The organism is Pseudoduganella sp. R-32 (assembly GCF_049913245.1).
In the GTDB taxonomy this organism is placed as follows: Bacteria; Pseudomonadota; Gammaproteobacteria; order Burkholderiales; family Burkholderiaceae_D; genus Rugamonas.
Genome location: NZ_CP183987.1, coordinates 1,885,003 through 1,904,092 on the forward strand (window position 1 = coordinate 1,885,003; position 19,090 = coordinate 1,904,092).

The 19,090-nt window shown below is 63.6% G+C and carries 10 protein-coding genes; 6 read left to right on the forward strand and 4 right to left on the reverse strand.

What is annotated here, in order from left to right:
* The first annotated feature begins 15 nt into the window (after positions 1-15).
* Positions 16-1,026: a type I glyceraldehyde-3-phosphate dehydrogenase gene (gene gap / locus ACN9MU_RS08840; RefSeq protein WP_426169765.1), complete on the forward strand. Its 1,011-nt coding sequence runs from the start codon at positions 16-18 to the stop codon at positions 1,024-1,026.
* A gap of 198 nt (positions 1,027-1,224) precedes the next feature.
* On the opposite strand, the gene ACN9MU_RS08845 is transcribed toward gap, so the two are convergent.
* Positions 1,225-2,193, reverse strand: coding sequence for a helix-turn-helix transcriptional regulator (locus ACN9MU_RS08845; protein WP_426344437.1), 969 nt, complete (start codon positions 2,191-2,193; stop codon positions 1,225-1,227).
* 92 nt (positions 2,194-2,285) lie between these two features.
* Between ACN9MU_RS08845 and ACN9MU_RS08850 the strand changes: the two genes are divergently transcribed.
* Positions 2,286-2,864: a glutathione S-transferase family protein gene (locus ACN9MU_RS08850; protein ID WP_426321748.1), complete on the forward strand. Its 579-nt coding sequence runs from the start codon at positions 2,286-2,288 to the stop codon at positions 2,862-2,864.
* Here the strand turns inward: ACN9MU_RS08850 and ACN9MU_RS08855 are convergent, their stop codons facing one another.
* Together ACN9MU_RS08855 and glnE are read right to left on the reverse strand one after the other, a co-directional pair.
* Entirely contained in the window at positions 2,865-5,729 is a 2,865-nt protein-coding gene (locus tag ACN9MU_RS08855) for a TonB-dependent receptor plug domain-containing protein (RefSeq protein WP_426169772.1), read from the reverse strand.
* A 121-nt stretch (positions 5,730-5,850) separates the two neighbouring features.
* Positions 5,851-8,580, reverse strand: a complete 2,730-nt coding sequence (gene glnE, locus ACN9MU_RS08860; protein ID WP_426344438.1) for a bifunctional [glutamate--ammonia ligase]-adenylyl-L-tyrosine phosphorylase/[glutamate--ammonia-ligase] adenylyltransferase — start codon at positions 8,578-8,580, stop codon at positions 5,851-5,853.
* A 101-nt stretch (positions 8,581-8,681) separates the two neighbouring features.
* On the opposite strand from glnE, the gene ACN9MU_RS08865 reads away from it, so the two are divergent.
* From ACN9MU_RS08865 to udk, 4 genes are all read left to right on the forward strand, one after another.
* Complete coding sequence (locus ACN9MU_RS08865) at positions 8,682-12,845, forward strand: YhdP family protein (RefSeq protein WP_426344439.1); 4,164 nt, start codon at positions 8,682-8,684, stop codon at positions 12,843-12,845.
* Positions 12,842-13,651: a carbon-nitrogen hydrolase family protein gene (locus ACN9MU_RS08870; protein WP_426169779.1), complete on the forward strand. Its 810-nt coding sequence runs from the start codon at positions 12,842-12,844 to the stop codon at positions 13,649-13,651. The genes ACN9MU_RS08865 and ACN9MU_RS08870 overlap by 4 nt, the downstream gene beginning before the upstream one ends.
* A 38-nt stretch (positions 13,652-13,689) precedes the next feature.
* Positions 13,690-15,150, forward strand: a complete 1,461-nt coding sequence (tldD, locus tag ACN9MU_RS08875) for a metalloprotease TldD (protein WP_426321757.1) — start codon at positions 13,690-13,692, stop codon at positions 15,148-15,150.
* 63 nt (positions 15,151-15,213) lie between these two features.
* Positions 15,214-15,846: a uridine kinase gene (gene udk, locus ACN9MU_RS08880; protein ID WP_426169784.1), complete on the forward strand. Its 633-nt coding sequence runs from the start codon at positions 15,214-15,216 to the stop codon at positions 15,844-15,846.
* A 58-nt stretch (positions 15,847-15,904) separates the two neighbouring features.
* On the opposite strand, the gene ACN9MU_RS08885 is transcribed toward udk, so the two are convergent.
* The gene (locus ACN9MU_RS08885) at positions 15,905-18,748 is read right to left on the reverse strand and encodes a TonB-dependent receptor (RefSeq protein WP_426344440.1); all 2,844 of its coding nucleotides are present in this window, start codon (positions 18,746-18,748) and stop codon (positions 15,905-15,907) included.
* Positions 18,749-19,090 lie beyond the last annotated feature (342 nt).

Below are 19,090 nucleotides of genomic sequence, written 5' to 3' on the forward strand. Positions count from 1 at the left end.
TCAGGAGTAAACAGCATGACGATCAAAGTAGCAATCAACGGTTATGGCCGTATCGGCCGCAATGTCCTGCGCGCTTTCTACGAAGGCGGCAAAAAGCAGGACATCCAGATCGTGGCGATTAACGACCTGGGCAACGCCGAGTCGAACGCCCACCTGACCCGCTACGACACCGCCCACGGCAAGTTCCCAGGCACCGTCACGGTGGAAGGCGACAACATGATCGTGAACGGCGACAAGATCCGCGTGTTCGCGCAACGCAATCCAGCTGAAATCCCATGGGGCGAGCTGGGCGTGGACGTGGTGCTGGAGTGCACCGGCTTCTTCACCACCAAGGAAAAAGCTTCGGCCCACCTGAAAGGCGGCGCCAAGAAAGTGATCATCTCCGCGCCAGGCGGCAAGGACGTTGACGCGACCGTCGTGTACGGCGTGAACCACGGCGTGCTGAAGGCTTCGGACACCGTGATCTCGAACGCTTCCTGCACCACCAACTGCCTGGCCCCGCTGGTCAAGCCGCTGAACGACGCCATCGGCCTGGAAACCGGCCTGATGACCACCGTGCACGCCTACACCAACGACCAGGTGCTGACCGACGTGATGCACGAAGACCTGCGCCGCGCCCGTTCCGCCACCCAGTCCATGATCCCGACCAAGACCGGCGCTGCTGCCGCTGTCGGCCTGGTGCTGCCGGAACTGAACGGCAAGCTGGACGGCTACGCCATCCGCGTTCCGACCATCAACGTGTCGATCGTCGACCTGTCCTTCATCGCCAAGCGCGACACCACCGTTGAAGAAATCAACAAGATCATGAAGGAAGCTTCGGAAGGCGCACTGAAAGGCGTGCTGACCTACCAGACCGAGCCGCTGGTTTCCGTCGACTTCAACCACAACCCGGCCTCGTCCAACTTCGACGCCACGCTGACCAAGGTGTCGGGCAAGCTGGTCAAGGTATCGTCCTGGTACGACAACGAGTGGGGCTTCAGCAACCGCATGCTGGACACCACCGTCGCTCTGATGAGCGCCAAGTAATTCCTGGCTTCAGCGACAAGAAAGCGCCCTGCGGGGCGCTTTTTTTTTTTCAAATTCGCAAATTCGGGGTCAGGTCTGTCATTTGGACATCTACGAACATCCTTTGATCTTGATCAATACGCGAAACGCACAACTTTTGCTCCTTGATCGGCATCAAAGGATAGCGCTAGCTGTCCAAAAGACAGACCTGACCCCGAATTATCCTGCAAGGCAGGCGAGGCGGCGAGCTTCGTCGCGCACGGCGTTGCGTAGCTCTTCCGGGCCTTCGATCGTGAAATCGAAATTCAACGAGGCCAGCAGGCGCGCAAACCAGCTGTAGCTGGTGGTCGTTGTCTTCAGGCGCACCCCGCCTTCCACTTCCGCCAGCGGGCCGATATAGCGGCCGACTTCCCTTGCGGCGCTGGCCAGGTCCGCGTGCAACAGTACTTGTACCGGCAGGGGCCGCGGCAAGGTCGCCATGGCGTGCTGCAATTGCGCGGCGGCGTCAAAGCTGTCGGGCTTGTCGAACACGGCACCGGTTTCGCTCACCTCCGCAATACGGTCCAGCCGGAACGAGCGGATTGCCAGTCGCAGCCGGCACATTCCCACCACATACCAGCGTGTATGGCTGAACACCAGCCCGTAAGGATCGAATTCGCGCTGCATGGCTTCACCGTCTTGCGGCGTGTAGCGGAAGCGCACGCGGTGCTGGGTCTGCGCGGCCAGTGCCAGCGCCGTCAGTTCGCCGGTCAGGGCAGGACGGGCGGCGCCGGAATAGGTCCAGCGCTGTTCTGGCGTGTCGAGTACCGCGGTCTCGCGCAAGGCTTGCACGCTGCCTTGCAGGGCTGGCGGCATCACGCGTTCCAGCTTTGCCTGTGCGCTGGCGACCGAGGGCGCGGTATCGGCCAGGCGCAGCGAGCGTACCGCCATCAGTCCCAGCGCTACGGCGGACGCCTCGTCATTGGTGAACATCAGCGGCGGCAGCTTGAAACCCGGCACCAGCATGTAGCCGCCATAGCGGCCTCGCTCAGCCGTGATCGGAATGCCCAGCTCTTCCAGCATGGCGATGTAGCGGCGCAGCGTACGGCGGTCGATGCCGAGCCGCTCGGACATGTCGGCGCCGGAAATCTGCCGCTGGCTTTGCAGCAGTTCGAGGATGGAGAGGGCTTTGATGGCGGGTTTCGACATGATGTGGCAATCATGGCACGAAATCAGGGCGGATATTGTCCTATATTAGTCAGACAATGCCTCATCCCCAACAAGAACAATGAGGCAAGCACATGGAAACCATCCTGTACCACGGCGCACCGCAGGGCTGCGCATTCGGCGTGATCGTCGCCCTTGAATGGTTGTGCCGGCCGTACCGGCTGGTGCGGGTCGACCTGCCGGGCTTGCCGGTGCCGGTCATGCAGGCGGGCGGCAGGATGCTGCGCGATTGCCGCAGCATCCTGCGCCATATCGGCCAGCAGAAACGCTACCTGCTGGGCTACCGTGCCGGCACGGCGGAGGCGCGCAAGCTCGACACGCTGCTGGATTACCTGCACGAAGGGTTCGATGGCGGCCCGGCGCGCATGGCGCTGGCCTGTGCCGCGCTGGACGAAGTGCTGGCTAGCCAGGAGTGGCTTGACGGCTGCAAGCGCACCGTGGCGGATGCCTGCCTGGTGGCCGTGGTGCGCTGGGCGCAGCGCGAGGCGGGACTGGAACTGGCGGCTTATCCGGCGTTGCAGCGCCATGTGGCGGATCTGCATGGCGATCCGGCCGTCTTCTTTGCCGATGCGATTGAAGCGCGGCGGCCGGCGGTGAGCAGCGGCCGCTTCCTGGGCAGCGCATCGGCCGATGCGCTGCCCATGGCTGCCTGATCAGAAGAAGCGGTACTCTGCCGTCAGGCGGATGCGGCGGCCGGCCACGTCATCCAGGTTTTGCGGGACGATGCCGCCGCCATCGCGGTTGACGGCCTTCAGGTCCAGCGGCGGGCGCTGGTCGAACAGGTTGCGGATATTCACCGACAGCGTCAGGTTCTTGATGCCGTTATAGGCGAAGTTGTAGTCCCAGCGCACTTCGGAACCGACACGGCATACGCCCGAACCCCATTCGTTCGCTTCGCAAGCTTCCTTGGTGTACTCCTCGTCGAAGTAGTCGCCCTGCAGCTTTTGCGGGCTGAAATATACTGCGCGCAGGCTGTTGGTGTAGGCGCCGGTGGTCAGCGCCGCCATCAGGTTGGCGGTGAATTTGGAGTAGTTATAGCGGCCCGCCAGGTTGTCACCCCAACTGCCGCCATTGCGCGTCGGAGCAAAGTTGCGCAAGTCGATCAGGTAGGTGGCATTGCCGTTGATGTCGAGGCGGCCGGCCGGTACCGTGAAGCGCGAAGCCAGGCCCAGGTCGACGCCGCTGGTCTTGGTCTTCGACACGTTCTCGAACATGCCGTTGGTGGAGGCCAGCGGGCCAGCGGTCACGCCATAGGTCGCGCGTTCGGCGGCGCTGAAGGTCGTGTCCTGCGCGAGGGGCAGGCGGGTGATCGTGCCCGCTGGCAGGGAGTCCTCCGCCGACAACAGCTCGGAGGTGTTCTTCAAGCCGATTTCGTTCTTGCGCTCGATACGGAAATAATCGAGCGCAATCGAGGTGCCTTTCACCGGCTCCAGCACGAAGCCCAGCGTGGCGCTGCGCGAGGTTTCCGGCTTCAGGTTCGGGTTGTTGCGCACGATGGACGCCACGCCGGCCGCGCATTCGTTGCCTTCCACCGTGTCGGCGCGCGCCAGCAGCAGTGCAACATTGGGATCGCTGGGCGGCAACGCGTCGGCCTGGGTGCGCAAATCGTTGGCCAGGGCCTGTGCCTGGTCGCAGCGTTTCGGATCGGTGACGCCGTTATCGAAGGCGAACTTGCTCGATTGTGCGCTCTCGGTCAGGTTCGGTGCGCGGAAGCCGGATTCCACGGTCGCCCGCAACAGGAACGATTCCGCGGCTTGCCAGCGTGCGGCCACCTTTGGGGAGAAGCGGCCGGAAAAGCCAGGGAATTTGTCGTAGCGCGCGGCGCCGATCAGTTCAAGCTTCTCCAATACCGGCAGGCTGACCTCGGCAAACAGCGACTCGTTGGTGCGGCTGGCATTGGCGGCCGACGCGCCATTGCTGACAATATCGCCCGCCAGCAAGTTGGCCGTCGGCATGATGCGGATCTTTTCATGCCGTACATCGCCGCCTACCGCGACACTGACCGGGCGATTGGCGATGCTGCCGGCCTGGCCGTTAGCCTTCACATCGATGAAGGTTTGCGTGATCTTGCCGTCGTAGCCGTTTTCCGGGAACAGCCTGGCGATCACGTCGGGCGAGTTCATCTGGCCCAGCTTGTAGTCGCGGTTGAAGAAGTTCGCGTCAGGGAAGAGCGCCGGGTCGCGGTCTTCGCCGATCACCTGCCTGAAACCGCTGACGCTGAAGAAGCCGCCGCGGCTGCGGTCCTTGGTCTTGCCGCCCATCACGCCCAGTGCCGCCTCCCAATCCCATTTATTCGGCAGCGTGCCTTTGATGCCGGCCAGCGCGCGGTATTGGTCGCTGGTCGACTTGCGGTAGGAAGGGTCATCGGCGAAGCGGTAGCGCAGTTCGAGCTCTTCGCCGCTGGTGTTGAGCGGATGGGTGGCCGGCAGGCCGCGAGAGAAAAAGCTGCGTTGCTGGCCTGAGCTCGGGTCACCCCAAACGGCGACCGGATTGGTCGAACCATAGGTGGCGAAGGCACCGCCGTAGTCAGTAGTGGTGTGCGAGTACAGGACTTCGGCAAACCCTTCGGTGCCCTCATTGATCTTGAAGCGGCCGGAAATCAGGCTGTTGACACGTTCGGCACCCGGTTGGGCCTGGAAGCGGCTGAAACGGTCGTAGATGCACAGGCCGCCCGCATTCAGGGTGCTGCAGCCTGGCAGCGGGCCCTGGCCGATCAGGTTGCCCGGGAAACTGTAAGTGGAAGGCAGGCCGCGGTTGCCGAACATCTGGCCGCTCTTCGGCGCCAGCGCGCCGAAATAGTCGCCGTAGGTCGGGTTGATATCGTCCACCACTTCGCGCCAGAACACGCCGTTGCGCTTGTAGTACTCGATATTGGCCAGGACGTTGAAGCGGTCGGTGTCGAGGTCGCCCATGCCGCCGGTCACGCTGACGGTGCCGTTGCGTATCATTTGCTGCTCCACGGAGCGGGTGAAGCTGCCGCTGGCCGTCAGGCCGCGGAAGTCGGAGCGGGTAATCACGTTGATCACGCCGGCAACGGCGTCGGAGCCGTAAATGGCCGAGCCGCCGTTGCGCAGGATCTCGACGCGCTCCACGGCGTCAAGCGGCAGCGAGTCCAGGTTGGTGAACACCTCGTTGTAGTCGGCCAGCGGATAAGGTGCGACGCGGCGCGAGTTCAGCAGTACCAGGGTCGATTGCTTGCCGAGGGCGCGCAGCGACACGGACGAGGCGCCGCCGGCGAAGGAGTTGCTGCCGCCGGCATCGGTGAGGGCGGAACGGTCCGACGAGGTCAGGGTGTTCATCAGTTCCTTGACCGAGCTGACGCCGAGGCGCTTGATGTCCTGCTGGCGGATGACTTGCACCGGCTGCGAGGTTTCGGACTCGATGCGGGCAATGTTCGAGCCGGTCACGATGACTTTGGGGATGGGCTTGTCGCTGGCTTCCTGAGCCAGCAGGAATGGCGATACAGGCAGAGTCAAGGCTACTGCGATGACACTGCGTTTCGGCAGGATTCGCTTCACTATTGTTCTCCCATAGATGTTGCACAAAGGCCATGCATGTGTCGCATGGCCGCACGCTTCAATCTAGGAAGCAGACGTTATAAGCTCAATAATTTTGGTTGAAATGCACCTGAATCGGTGTTCATGGCGTGGTGTAGAAGATACATTCCCACAGCTTGCGCACATTTTCAGCGTGCGCTGCCGCTTTCTCCGGCGCCACCCGGGACTGGTCCTGGCCTTGCAGGCGCAACTGGTGCTGCCACTTGCGCATGTCGCGGTAGGCGTCAGCCACCGCGCCCGCCAGCGTGGCCTCCACCAGGCCCAGCTGGCCGGCCAGGTGCAGCAGGGCGATGTTGCCGATGTTGCCGGTCAGCTCGCTGTATTGTGCGGCGTGCTGCAGCACCAGGTATTGCACGATGAATTCGATGTCGATCATGCCGCCCTCGTCCTGCTTGAGATCGAACAGTTCGCTGCGGTTGGGGCGGGCGTCGCGCATTTTCTGGCGCATGGCCAGCACTTCCTGTTTCAGGGCGGCAGCGTCGGGGCGTTCCTTGCGCAGCACCTGGCAGCGGATCTGTTCGAAGCGCTGGCCGATGGCGGCGTCGCCGGCACAGAAGCGGGCGCGCGTCAGGGCCTGGTGCTCCCACAGCCAGGCCGAAGTCTGCTGGTATTTTTCAAACGAGCCGACACTCGATACCAGCATGCCGCTGGCGCCGTCCGGGCGCAGGGCGGTGTCGATGTCGAACAGGATCCCGGCCGGGGTGTGCGAAGTCATCCAGGTGATGAAGCGTTGCGCCAGCTTGGCGTACAGGCCGGGCGCGTCCTGGTCTTCATCGTCGAACAGGAAGATCACGTCGAGGTCGGAGACATAGCCGAGTTCCTTGCCGCCCAGCTTGCCATACGCGATCACGGCGAACTTGGGCACTTCCACATGGCGCTTGGCAACGGTCTGCCAGGCGGCTTTCACCACGGCGGCGACGATCACGTCGGCCAGGGCGGACAAATGGTCGGCCAGCTTTTCCACCGTCAGCGAGCCGGCCAGGTCTTGCGCCAGCAGGTGGAACAACTGGGCGTGGTGCACTTCGCGCAGGATGTCGAGCTGGCGCTCGGTATCGCCGGGGGCGGTGGCCAGTTGGCGCTCCAGCTCGGCTGCCGCGGCAACCGGGTCGAACGTGGCACTGAGGATGCGGTCGTCCAGCAGCTCGTCGAGCAGGATCGGGTGCTGGGTCAGGAATTTGGCGGCCCAGCCGCTGGCGTGCATCATGGTGATGACGCGTTCCAGCGTGTGCGGGTATTCGGTCAGCAGCGACAGGTAGGAGGAGCGGCGTGAGATCGCTTCCAGGAAGTCGAGCAGGCGGCCCAGCGTGCCAAGCTGGTTGCCTGCGCTGTTGCGCTCGGCGGCGCGCGCGATCTGCGGCAGGGCGGCGTTGACCAGGGCCACCAGGCGCTGGCGGCTGGCGTCGGGCAGGGTGGCCAGCTTGGGTGCTTGCCAGGTGGCGATCAGGCGCTGGGCTGCGGCGGCCGGGTCTTCGTAGCCGAGGCTGGCAAAGCGTGCTTCGATGGCTTCGCGGTTATCGGGATCGGCGCATTCATTGCTGGTGGCGGGATCGACATCTTCGCTGCCGTTGCCGCTCTTGTCGGCGAAGATGGCGTCAAATTGCTCGGCGACGTACTGGCGGCGGGAATCCATGTCGGCCAGCAGGGTGGCGACGTCAGGCAAGCCCATCATCTGCGCCACGGCCAGGCGGTCGGCCTCGTTCGGCGGCAGGGTGTGGGTCTGGGCGTCGTCGAGGTATTGCAGGCGGTGCTCGAGATTGCGCAGGAAGGTGTAGGCGTCCATCAGGCGTGCGACCACGTCGGCGCCCAGCAAGCCTTTTTCCGGCAACTGGCGCAAGGTGCCGCGCGTGGAGCGGCCGCGCAGCTCGGGATCGCGCCCGCCGCGGATCAACTGGAAGACCTGGGCCAGGAATTCGATTTCGCGGATGCCGCCGCGGCCCAGCTTGACGTTGTGGCTGCGTTCCGGGTGCAGCCTTTCCTGGCGCGCCACCTCGGCACGGATTTGGGCGTGCATGGAGCGGATGGCGTCGATCACGCCGAAATCGAGGTAGCGGCGGAAGCAGAACGGGCGCACGATGGCGTCCAGGGCCGCGATGTCTTGCGCGCGGCCGGTGACGGCGCGCGCCTTGACCCAGGCATAGCGTTCCCATTCGCGGCCTTGCACGATCAGGTAGTTTTCCACCATGCCCAGGCTGGCCGCCAGCGGGCCGGAAGCACCGTTCGGACGCAGCGCCATATCGACCCGGAAAGTGAAGCCGTCTTCCGTGATTTCCGCGATAGCGGCAATCAGCTGCTTGCCGAGGCGGACGAAATACTCATGGTTGGAGAGCTGGCGCTGGCCGGCACCGGCCGCAGTTTCGCCGTCTTCCGGATAGACGAAGATCAGGTCGATGTCGGACGACACGTTCAGTTCGCCGCCGCCGCCTTTGCCCATCGACAGCACCATCAAGTGCTGCTCTGCGCCCGATTCGGCGCCCATCGGCACGCCGTGCGCTGCCCGCATGGCCGCGTCCAGCTCGGCCAGGTGGCGTTCGATCACGAAGTCAGCCAGCCTGGTCATGGTGGTGACCACTTCGTCCAGGTCCGCCTTGCCCTCCAGGTCGCGCCGGATCAGGGTGGCCAGCACCAGGTTGCGCAGGCGGCGCATGCCGCGTGCCAGCGGCAGGTCGCCCTGCTCGTTTGCCAAAACATCGGCAAAGTTCAGCGTGGCAAGCGATAATTGCGCTAGAGCATCTATTTTGGCCTGGCGGGAGGCATCGGCGGCCAGCCAGCGCTGGTAAAAGCGGGATGCGGAAACGAGTGCGGAAGTGCTCATTGACAGATGTTAGAGAGTGTAAAAAGCCTGCGAAACCGTGCCTATTGGAACATAGTTTAACGGGGCGGTGCGGTAAAATGCTGTATTGATAAGGGCCTGGCTTGAGCGTATTGAAGGACAACCTGGTAGAGCAAATCGAGGCAGTCGAGGCCCCGCTCAAGGAGCGCTGGCATCGCCTGCAGGCCGCCTATCGCTTCTGGAACCTGGCCACCCATCACGTCCTCGGCTTCACCATCAAGCTGGTGCTGCTGCTGTATTTCGCCTTCACCATCGTGTTCCTGGCCCTGCGCTGGGTGGTGTTGCCGAATATCGACCATTACAAGCCCGACATCGAACGCCTGTCCAGCCAGGCGGTCGGCAACCCGGTGGCGATCGACCGCATCTACGCTTCCTGGAAGGGCCTGCGCCCGCAACTGATTTTGGGCGACGTGGTCATGCGCGACGCGCGCGGCCAGCAGGCGCTGCACCTGCCGAGCGTGTCGGCCACGCTGTCGTGGTGGAGCGTGCCGGCCGGCGGCCTGCGTTTTGAATCGCTGGAATTCCACCGCCCGGAAGTCGCCGTGCGGCGCGAGGCCGATGGCAAGCTGTACGCCGCCGGCATCTATATCGACCTGGAAAAGAAGGGAGATGGCAAGAGCGCCGACTGGCTGCTGTCGCAACGCGAGGTGGTGGTGCGCGACGGCCGCATCGTCTGGACCGACCTGCAGCGCGGCAGCGCGCCGCTGCAGCTCGAGAATGTCACGGCCCTGATGCTGAACAAGTGGCGCCGCCACCAGTTTGCCTTCAAGGCCACGCCGCCGGCCGCGATGGCGGCGCCGCTCGATGTGCGCGCCGATTTCAGCCACCAGCCGTTTTCACGTATTTCGGACGTCAAGCACTGGAAGGGCGAGGTGTATGCGGAACTGCGCCATGCCGACCTGGCGGGTTGGAAGCCTTACCTGCCCGGCAAGCTTGACGTGCAGTCCGCCAGCGGCGGCGTGCGGGCCTGGCTGAGCATCGATAATGCGCGCCCGGCGGCCATCACGGCCGACGTCGCGCTGGACAATGTGGTGGCCACCCTGGGCAAGGATTTGCCGCAACTGGACGTTGCGGCCCTGCGCGGGCGCGTGACCGCCAGCGAGGAACATGCCGCCACCCTGGTGGCCACCCCCGGCACGCCGGCTGCCATCACGCGCTCGCTGGAATTGAAAGACGTGACGCTGCGCACGCGCGACGGCGTCGAGCTGGCGCCGACCACCGCCTCGGCACGCCACGTGACGGCCGCCCAGCAGCCGTCCTGGACCGAAGTCAAGGCTGCCGCGCTGGACTTGGAAATCCTGTCCGAACTGGCCACCCGCCTGCCGCTGCCGCAAGTGCAGCGCGACCTGCTGGCGGAAGCTGCGCCGCGCGGCCGCGTGCGCAACCTGGTGGCTGAATGGCGCGGCCCGTTGTCGGCAGCGAGGGACTACAAGCTGAAGGCGGACCTGGACGCGCTGGGCATGGAGGCGCTGGCTGCGCGTCCCGCCGTGCCGCGTTCGGCCAAGGCCCTGCCGATGCCGGCGCTGCCCGACATTCCCGGCTTCGCGAAACTGAGCGGCCATGTCGAAGCCGGCGAACAGGGCGGCAGCGTGGCCTTCGATGCGCCCGGCTTCACGCTGGCGATGCCGGCCTGGTTCGACGACGAGCCAATGGAATTCGAGCAGTTCAAGCTGAACGGCAGCTGGTCGCTGGCCGATGCCAGGCAGCTCGCGCTCAAGCTGGAGCAGCTGGACCTGGTGCAGGAGGGCATGAACCTCAGGCTGGCCGGCAGCCACAGCTTGCCGCGTGGCCCGGGCGCCAAAGGCCCCGGCGTGTCCGACTTCACCGGCAGCATCGACAACTTCACCATCAACCGCATCGGCCGCTACCTGCCGAAGCAGACGCCGGAGCACACCCGCCAGTGGCTGGTGGGCGCGCTGGAAGACGGCATGCTGCAGGAGACTTCGCTGCGCCTGCGCGGCGACCTGTCGCACTTCCCGTTCAAGGAGGGCTCGCCGGACAAGGCCAAGGGCGAATTCCGCGTGGCAGGCCGCATCGTGGACGGCCGCCTCAACTATGAACCGGGCTATTTTGCCAAGGATGGCAAGACTCCGGTCTGGCCGCTGGCGGAAAAGATCCGCGGCAGCATCGTGTTCGACCGCGCCCGCATGGAGATCAAGGCCGACACCGCACGCACCCTGGGCGTCGCGCTCTCCAATGTGAAGGCGGTGATTCCCGACCTGGGCACCCACGACAGCATGCTCGACATCGACGGCACGGCTGCCGGCGCGATGCAGGACTTCCTCAAGTACGTCACGGCCAGCCCGGTGCTGGAGTGGATCGGCCACTTCACCGAGGAAACCACGGCCAGCGGCAATGCGAGGCTGGCGCTCAGCCTGCACTTGCCGCTGTCGCACATCATCGACGCCAGGGTGCAGGGCAGCCTGCAACTGCAGGGCAACGACGTGCTGCTGTGGCATGACATGCCAACCGTGGCCGGCGCTACCGGCAAGATCGAATTCAATGAGAAGGGCGTCAACCTGAACAACCTGGCCGGCACCTTGCTGGGCGGCCCGCTGTCGGTGAGCGGCGGCAGCCAGAAGGATGGCAGCATCCAGGTGCGCCTGGGCGGCACGGCGACGGTGGACGGGTTGCGCAAGCAGTACCCGAACGCCGCGGTGCAGCGCCTTGCCAACCACCTTGGCGGCGGCGCCAAGTTCAGCGGGCTGGTCACGGCTCGGGACCACAAGTACGAAGTGGCGATCGATTCGAGCATGCAGGGGGCGAGCCTGGACTTCCCGGCGCCGCTGAAGAAAGCCGCGGCCGACAGCATGCCGCTGCATTTCCAGCTCAACGGCGGCAGCGCCAACGAGCAGGGCGTGGCGCGCGACGATATCCGCGTGACGCTGGGCAGCGCCTACGCAGCGCGCTACCATCGCCAGCGCGTCAACAAAGGCCCGTGGAAGCTGGTCAACGGCGGCATCGGCGTCAACCTGCCGGCGCCGGAACCGGACAGCGGAATGATGATCAATGCCAGCCTGAAGTCGCTGAACGTGGATGACTGGATCGACCTGGCGGCCGAGATCGCCGGCAAGGACGAGCATGAGCCGGCCGCTGGAGCGGCCGCCCACGACGCGGCCGACGGCGCTGATATCTCGCAGTACGTGGTGCCGGAAACCATGGCCGCGCGTGCTGCCGAGCTGATAGTCGGAGAGCGCAAGCTCGATAACGTGGTGGCCGGCGTCACCCACAGCAAGGGCGTGTGGCAGGCCAGCATCGATTCGCAGCAGGCGGTCGGCTACATCACCTGGAACGAATCGCCGACCGGCAAGGGCGTGGGCAAGGTCACCGCACGCCTGTCGTCGCTGATCGTGCCCGAATCGCAGGCGGCGGAAGTCAAGGATCTGCTGGAAAGTTCGACCAATGCACCGACCATCCCGGCGCTGGATATCGAGGTGCAGCGCCTGGAATGGTTCAACCGCCCGCTGGGCCAGCTCGAACTGCATGCCTACAACGCGCTGATCACATCCGCACGCGAATGGCGCATCAGCAAGCTGTCGCTGGTCAATGCCGATGGTGAATTGAACGGCACCGGCCGCTGGCAGAGCAAGGATGGCCAGCACAACACCTCGCTCAACTTCAATATGGATATCCATGACGCCGGCAAGCTGCTCGAGCGCTTCGGCTTCAAGGACACGCTGCGCAACGGCAAGGGCAAGCTGAGCGGCGATATCGCCTGGAAGGGCTTGCCCTACCATATGGACTTGCCCAGCCTGTCCGGCACGCTGGCGCTGAACGTGGAGAAGGGCCAGTTCCTGAAGCAGGACCCGGGCGCCGCCAAGCTGCTCGGCGTGTTGAGCCTGCAAGCCTTGCCGCGCCTGCTCAAGCTCGATTTCAACGACGTGTTTTCGGAAGGCCTGCAATTCGACGGCATCACCGCCAACGCCACCATCAACCAAGGCATCGTCAAGACCGATAACCTGAAGATGCACGGCGTGCAGGCCACGGTGCTGATGGACGGCTCGGCCGACATCGCCAATGAATCGACCAACCTGCGCGTGGTGGTGATCCCGCAGGTCAACCTGGGTACGGCGCCGCTGGTGTACGCGCTGGCAGTCAACCCGGTGATTGGCCTCGGCAGCTACCTGGCGCAGCTGTTCCTCAGCGCGCCGGTAATGAAGGCGCTGACCTACCAGATGCAGGTGACCGGGCCGTGGAAGGCCCCCGTCATCACCAAGATCGAAAATCCGAAGGAGCCGACGCCATGACGAATGTAGCCAATAAGGTCTCAGCGATCCAGATGGTATCCACCCCCGTGGTGGAACAGAATATCGCCACCGCCGCCCGCCTGATCGGCGAAGCTGCCGCCCAGGGCGCCAAGCTGGTGCTGCTGCCGGAATACTGGGCCATCATGGGCATGAGCGACAGCGACAAGGTGGCCAGGGCGGAGGCGCTGGGCAAGGGCCCGATCCAGGACTTCATGTCGGCGATGGCGCGCGAGCATGGCATCTGGCTGCTGGGCGGCACGCTGCCTCTGGCGTCCGACGATCCCGAACGTGTCATCAATACCACGCTGGTCTACGATCCGCAGGGCAAGCATGTTGGCCGTTACGACAAGATCCACCTGTTCGGCTTCACTAAGGGAAACGAGTCTTATGACGAGGCGCGCACCATCGTGCCGGGCAAGGCTGTCGGCACGGTCGAGACGGCAGTGGGCAAGGTCGGCATGTCGGTCTGCTACGACTTGCGCTTTCCCGAGCTGTACCGTGCCATGGGCCCGCTCGACCTGATCGTGGTGCCGGCAGCCTTTACCTACACCACCGGCAAGGCGCACTGGGAAATCCTGTTGCGTGCCCGCGCCATCGAAAACCAGTGCTATGTGCTGGCTGCCGCGCAGGGCGGGACGCACGTCAACGGCCGCCGTACCTGGGGCCATTCGATGCTGATCGACCCGTGGGGCGAGGTCAAGGCTGTGCTGGCGGAAGGCGAGGGCGTCGTGACGGGGGAACTGGACCCGGCCTTCGTACACGGCGTGCGCGAGAGCTTGCCAGCGCTGAAGCACCGAATCCTCTAAAATTCGGCTAAGAGCACATTTCAAAGAATTCTTCTCATATGAAACCATTCGACCCTAACCTGTCCGCCATGGCCGCAGCGAAAGATATCTTGCTGACGCCTTTTGGCCTGGATGAAAGCAAGCTGCTGACTGCACTCGGCAGCATGTTCACCCATAAGGTCGACTACGCCGACCTGTACTTCCAGTTCACCAAGAACGAGGGCTGGAGCCTGGAAGAAGGCATCGTCAAGACCGGTTCGTTCTCGATCGACCAGGGCGTCGGCGTGCGCGCCGTGTCGGGCGACAAGACCGCCTTCTCCTATTCCGATGAGATCTCCGAAGCGGCGCTGCTGGACGCTGCCGCGGCAACGCGCACCATTGCCCGCGCTGGCGCCGGCAAGATCAAGGTGGCCGGCAAGATGACGCCGGTCGGCGGCCGTTCGCTGTACATGCCGCATGACCCGCTGGTGTCGCTTGATGCGGCATCCAAGGTCAAGCTGCTCGAACGCGTGGAGAAGATGGCGCGCGCCAAGGATCCGCGCGTGGTGCAGGTGATGGCTGGCCTGGCTGGCGAATACGACGTAGTGCTGGTGGTGCGCAGCGATGGCGTGCTGGCGGCCGACATCCGCCCGCTGGTGCGCGTGTCGGTGACCGTGATCGTGGAACAGAACGGCCGCCGCGAAGTCGGCTCTTCCGGCGGTGGCGGGCGCTATGAATACAGCTATTTCACCGACGCGCTGCTGGACCAGTATGCGACCGATGCGGTGAAATCGGCCCTGGTGAACCTTGATTCGCGCCCGGCGCCGGCCGGCCCGATGACCGTGGTGCTGGGCCCGGGCTGGCCGGGCATCCTGCTGCACGAAGCGATCGGCCACGGCCTGGAGGGCGATTTCAACCGCAAGGGTTCTTCCACCTTCTCCGGCCGCATCGGCGAGCGCGTGGCAGCCAAGGGCGTCACCGTGGTCGATGACGGCACGCTGGCCAACCGCCGCGGCTCGCTCAACATCGACGACGAGGGCAACCCGACCCAGTGCACGACGCTGATCGAAGACGGCGTGCTGAAGGGTTATATCCAGGACACCATGAATGCGCGCCTGATGAAGATGAACGTCACCGGCAATGCGCGCCGCGAGTCGTTCGCGCACCTGCCGATGCCGCGCATGACCAACACCTATATGCTGGGCGGCGACAAGGATCCGCAGGAGATCCTGGCTTCTGTGAAGAACGGCATCTACGCGGTCAACTTCGGCGGCGGCCAGGTCGACATCACCAACGGCAAGTTCGTGTTCTCGGCTTCCGAGGCCTACATGATCGAAGACGGCAAGGTGACCTATCCGGTCAAGGGCGCCACCCTGATCGGCAACGGCCCGGACGTGATGAACCGCATCACCATGATTGGCAACGACATGAAGCTCGACCCGGGTGTCGGCGTGTGCGGCAAGGAGGGGCAGAGCGTGCCGGTCGGCGTCGGCCAGCCGACCCTGCGCCTGGATGGCGTGACAGTCGGCGGCACCGCCTAAGAACGGGTGCAGCGCAAAGACCGGGTAAAATACCCGGTTTTTTTTGCCTGGGACGGAAATCACATGAACAATTCGAGCAACAAACCCTTCGTGATTGGCGTCGCAGGCGGCAGCGGCAGCGGCAAGTCGACGGTCACGCGCGAAGTGCTGAAATCCTTTGGCTCGGAAGTGGTGTCGGTTGTCCTGCAGGACGACTACTACCTGGACCAGACCCATATGTCGCCCGAAGACCGGCGCAAGGTCAATTACGACCATCCGGAAGCCTTTGACTGGGCCCTGATGATCGAACACCTGCAAAAGCTGCGTGAGGGCCAGTCGATCGAGATGCCGGTGTACGACTTCTCCATCGACAACCGCACCACCCGGACCATCACGGTCAAGCCGGCGCCGGTGATCGTCGTCGAGGGCCTGTTCGCGCTGTACGACGCCGACCTGCGCAAGCAGATGTCGCTGAAGATCTTCGTCGACACCGCGGCTGACGTACGCTTTATCCGCCGTCTGCAGCGCGATATCGCGGAGCGCGGCCGCAGCACGGAGAGCGTGATCAACCAGTATATGGAAACCGTGCGGCCGATGTACAAGCAGTTCATCGAGCCGACCAAGCGCCACGCGCACGTGATCCTGCCGCACGGCGCCAACGGGCCGGCGGTGGACATCATCACCACCAAGGTAGCGAGCCTGATCAAAGGCGAGTGATCAAAAAAAAACCGCGCCCCGAAGGGCGCGGCTGTCAGGGGCGATGTGCCCCGCCTGCTTAGAACTTGTAGCGCATGCCAATGTTGAAGTAACGGCCCAGAGCGCCGCTGTAGTCCAGCGGGTTGTAGCTTTGGGCGCCATAGGTCAGTGGATCCAGCGGAGCCTTCTTGTCGAACAGGTTGTTGATCGAGCCGAACAGTTCAGCTTTGTCGCTCAGGCGATAACGGCCCACCAGGTCGAACGTGGTGAAGGACGAGATCTTGCAACCTGCTGGAGCTGGCTCACCGTTAGCGAAGTGGGACGCGCAACCATCCGGGTCATCCTTGAAGTTGATGTTGTCCAGCTTGTCGCGGTAGTTCATGTTCAGCGACATGCGCAGCGCATCACGTTCCCAGGTAACGCCCAGGTTCACGCGGTTGTCTGGCGTACCCATGCAGTTGGTGGCGTCGCAGTTACCGTGGGTACCAGCGAAGTCACGCTTGCTGCCATCCTTCTCTTCGCGCTCCATCTTGATCAAGTGGGTCCACTTGGCGTCGATAGTCAGGGTGCCATTGCCGTCGCCCAGCGCGAAGCTCTTGCGTGCATCCAGGTCGACACCGCGTACGATGGTCGAAGCCGAGTTCACGTAATTGGCCAGCACGGCGGTGATAGCACCTGGGTCGCCAGGAATGTTGGTGGCGGTCGACGGGTCACGTGCGACGTGGCCGGCAGCGATTGCGGCATCGGTCTGCTCCTGGTTGATCTCGTTGGTACGCTTGATCTGCCAGAGGTCGAGTGCGAAGCTGGTACGTGGCATCGGATCCCACAAGATGCCCACCGAGTAGCTCTTCGAGCGTTCCGGCGACAGGGCCGGGTTCGGGCTGGTGATGATCGCGACCGAAGCAGGGTTACAGGCCGATGCTACGCCCAGGGCGCAACGTACCGGGTCGGTTGCGGTGGAGAACGCCGCCAGGCCGCCTTTGCCGTTTTCTGCTGCGCTTGGCGCGCGGAAACCACGCTCCGCATTCGCACGCAGCGCGAAGTTGCCGGTCGGATTCCATTTCAGGCCCAGCTTCGGCGTGTAGGAATTGCCGACGTCGGAGAAATGGTCCCAACGAATTGCGGTTTGCGCTTCCAGGGTCTTAAGCAGCGGGATCGCCATTTCAGCGTATACCGCGCTTTCGTTGCGCTTGCCGTCATAGGCCGAGTAGCCGAGGCCGATGATGTTGCCTTTGTCGGTACCCTCGGTCGGAGCCAGGCGGGTTTCGGCGCGGCGGTATTCTGCGCCGAATGCCAGGCCAACCGAACCAGCTTCCCACTTGGCGATTTCACGCGAAGCCTTGAAGTCGATTTGCGAGATGCTGGTTGCTGCATCGTTGGAAATGTTCGGCGACAGGGCGGCGTACAGTTCGCGCGAGTTCAGGCCGGCGTTCTCGCCGATGCGCCAGAAGCTGCCGGCAGGCAGGGCTGCGTAGCGCGCGTTGCCCATGGCCGCGGCGACGTTGGCTGCGGTCGGGTTCAGCAGGGCGAAGGTAACATCGCGCTGCAGGTAGCCGCTACGCTCGTTGCTGACCTTGGTTGCCGAGTACAGGTAGGCGGTGTCGATATCCCAGCCGGCAGCAGTACCCTTCACGCCGATCAGGGCGCGATAGAAGTTGGAGTCGACGTTGCTGACACGTGGGCCGACGTCCGCAGCAAGATAGCGCAGGCGGGCGGCGGTGCCGAAGTAAGGGTTGTCAGGGTGGGTTGCACCCAGAGCCACGGCCGCGTTGCTGACCGGACCTCCAGGATAGCCAACGCTGCCGGAAATGCCGGATGGCGTGCCGCTGGCGATCGATTCGCTGCGGTAGGCATTGCCTTCGAAGTAGGCTTGCCAATCCTGGCTCAGGTTGACGGTGGCACGGGTGAACAGGTTGGCAGTCTTCTGGCGTGGCTGAATCTGGCCGTATTCCTGCGCAGCGTCGGTCAGGCAGCCGCCCAATGGGTCACCTTGCGGATGGCTGGTCAGCTTGCTGCAGTCGGCGCCTGGGAAGGTGCGGGTGAAGCCCACGCCAGCCAGGTTGCTGCGGCTGTAGTAGTCCAGAGTCGTTGGATTGCGAACGTTACCGACAATGGAACTGCCGGCCAGGTTGTTGTCGACGATGGCGCCGGTGCCGCCCAGCGATTCCTGGGCGCTGAAACCGAAGTCGCGCAGGTCGCTCTTGCCGATGGCACCGCGGTCGCTGCGGTCGCGGTTCCATACTTCGCGCTTGAGACCGAACTCAGCGTTGAACAGCACGTTGTAGCGATCGCTGTCCAGGTCGCCGAAGCCGGTGGTCAGTGCCAGGCGGGTATCGCCGCCATCGCGTTCTTGCGACAGGCCTTGGCTGGCGCGCACGGTGGTGCCCTTGATTTCCTTGCGCAGGATGATGTTGACCACGCCGGCAATCGCGTCCGAACCGTACAGGGCGGAGGCGCCGCCTTTCAGCACTTCAACGCGCTCGACCGCCTCGGCCGGGATCACGTTCAGGTCGGAGAACACTTTCTGGCCGTCGTCAGCCAGGCCGTACGGTGCCATGCGGCGACCGTTCAGCAGTACCAGGGTGGAAGCTGCCCCCAGGCCGCGCAGAGAGATGCCCGATGCGCCGGAAGCGAAGCCGTTACCGAAGGAAGTCGGGACCGAACCCTGGTTGTCGACTGCCAGCGTTTGCAGCAGTTCGGCGACGGTGGTCTTGCCGGACTTTTCAATGTCCGCACGCGACAGTACCTGGATCGGGTTCGAGGACTCGGCTTCGGCACGGCGGATGTGCGAGCCGGTGATTTCAACGCGCTGGATTGGCGCGGTGGCCTGCTGGGCTTGGGCGGCCACAGAAGACAGCAGCAGCGGCGCAGCCAGGTAAGGCAGGCAGCGGCGCAGATTCACAACCAGTTTCTTTTGTTGCATTGAACATTCTCCAAAAGGTGGGGATAACTCTTTTGCAAGAGATCTATCTTTTATAATATTTTTCAATTGGCAAGGGAATAGGGCGTTACAAAAAATCTTTGCCGAAAATAACTTGCAAATGAAAAGTAGTATTTGCGCAAAACAGGCCAAATGTCGCGAAAATGTAGCGAAATCGAGGGAATTCACCTGTGTATACGACTTTTTCGGTGGTTTCACTTAATCTTTCGGCTTTCTTCCCGCGCGGCGATTGGGTAACAAGCGGTTCGCGTAAAAACAACAGAATTACCGGCAGAAAGCTAAACAAGCCGACCAATTAAAGAACCCCAATTGTTGGATGCCAAC

Excerpts from the sequence above, each read along its gene's own strand:
- ACN9MU_RS08870 (WP_426169779.1), top strand. The coding sequence starts at position 12,842 with ATGACGAATGTAGCCAATAAGGTCTCAGCGATCCAGATGGTATCCACC.
- udk (WP_426169784.1), top strand. The coding sequence starts at position 15,214 with ATGAACAATTCGAGCAACAAACCCTTCGTGATTGGCGTCGCAGGCGGC.
- gap (WP_426169765.1), top strand. The coding sequence starts at position 16 with ATGACGATCAAAGTAGCAATCAACGGTTATGGCCGTATCGGCCGCAAT.
- tldD (WP_426321757.1), top strand. The coding sequence starts at position 13,690 with ATGAAACCATTCGACCCTAACCTGTCCGCCATGGCCGCAGCGAAAGAT.
- ACN9MU_RS08885 (WP_426344440.1), bottom strand. The coding sequence starts at position 18,748 with ATGCAACAAAAGAAACTGGTTGTGAATCTGCGCCGCTGCCTGCCTTAC.
- glnE (WP_426344438.1), bottom strand. The coding sequence starts at position 8,580 with ATGAGCACTTCCGCACTCGTTTCCGCATCCCGCTTTTACCAGCGCTGG.
- ACN9MU_RS08845 (WP_426344437.1), bottom strand. The coding sequence starts at position 2,193 with ATGTCGAAACCCGCCATCAAAGCCCTCTCCATCCTCGAACTGCTGCAA.
- ACN9MU_RS08850 (WP_426321748.1), top strand. The coding sequence starts at position 2,286 with ATGGAAACCATCCTGTACCACGGCGCACCGCAGGGCTGCGCATTCGGC.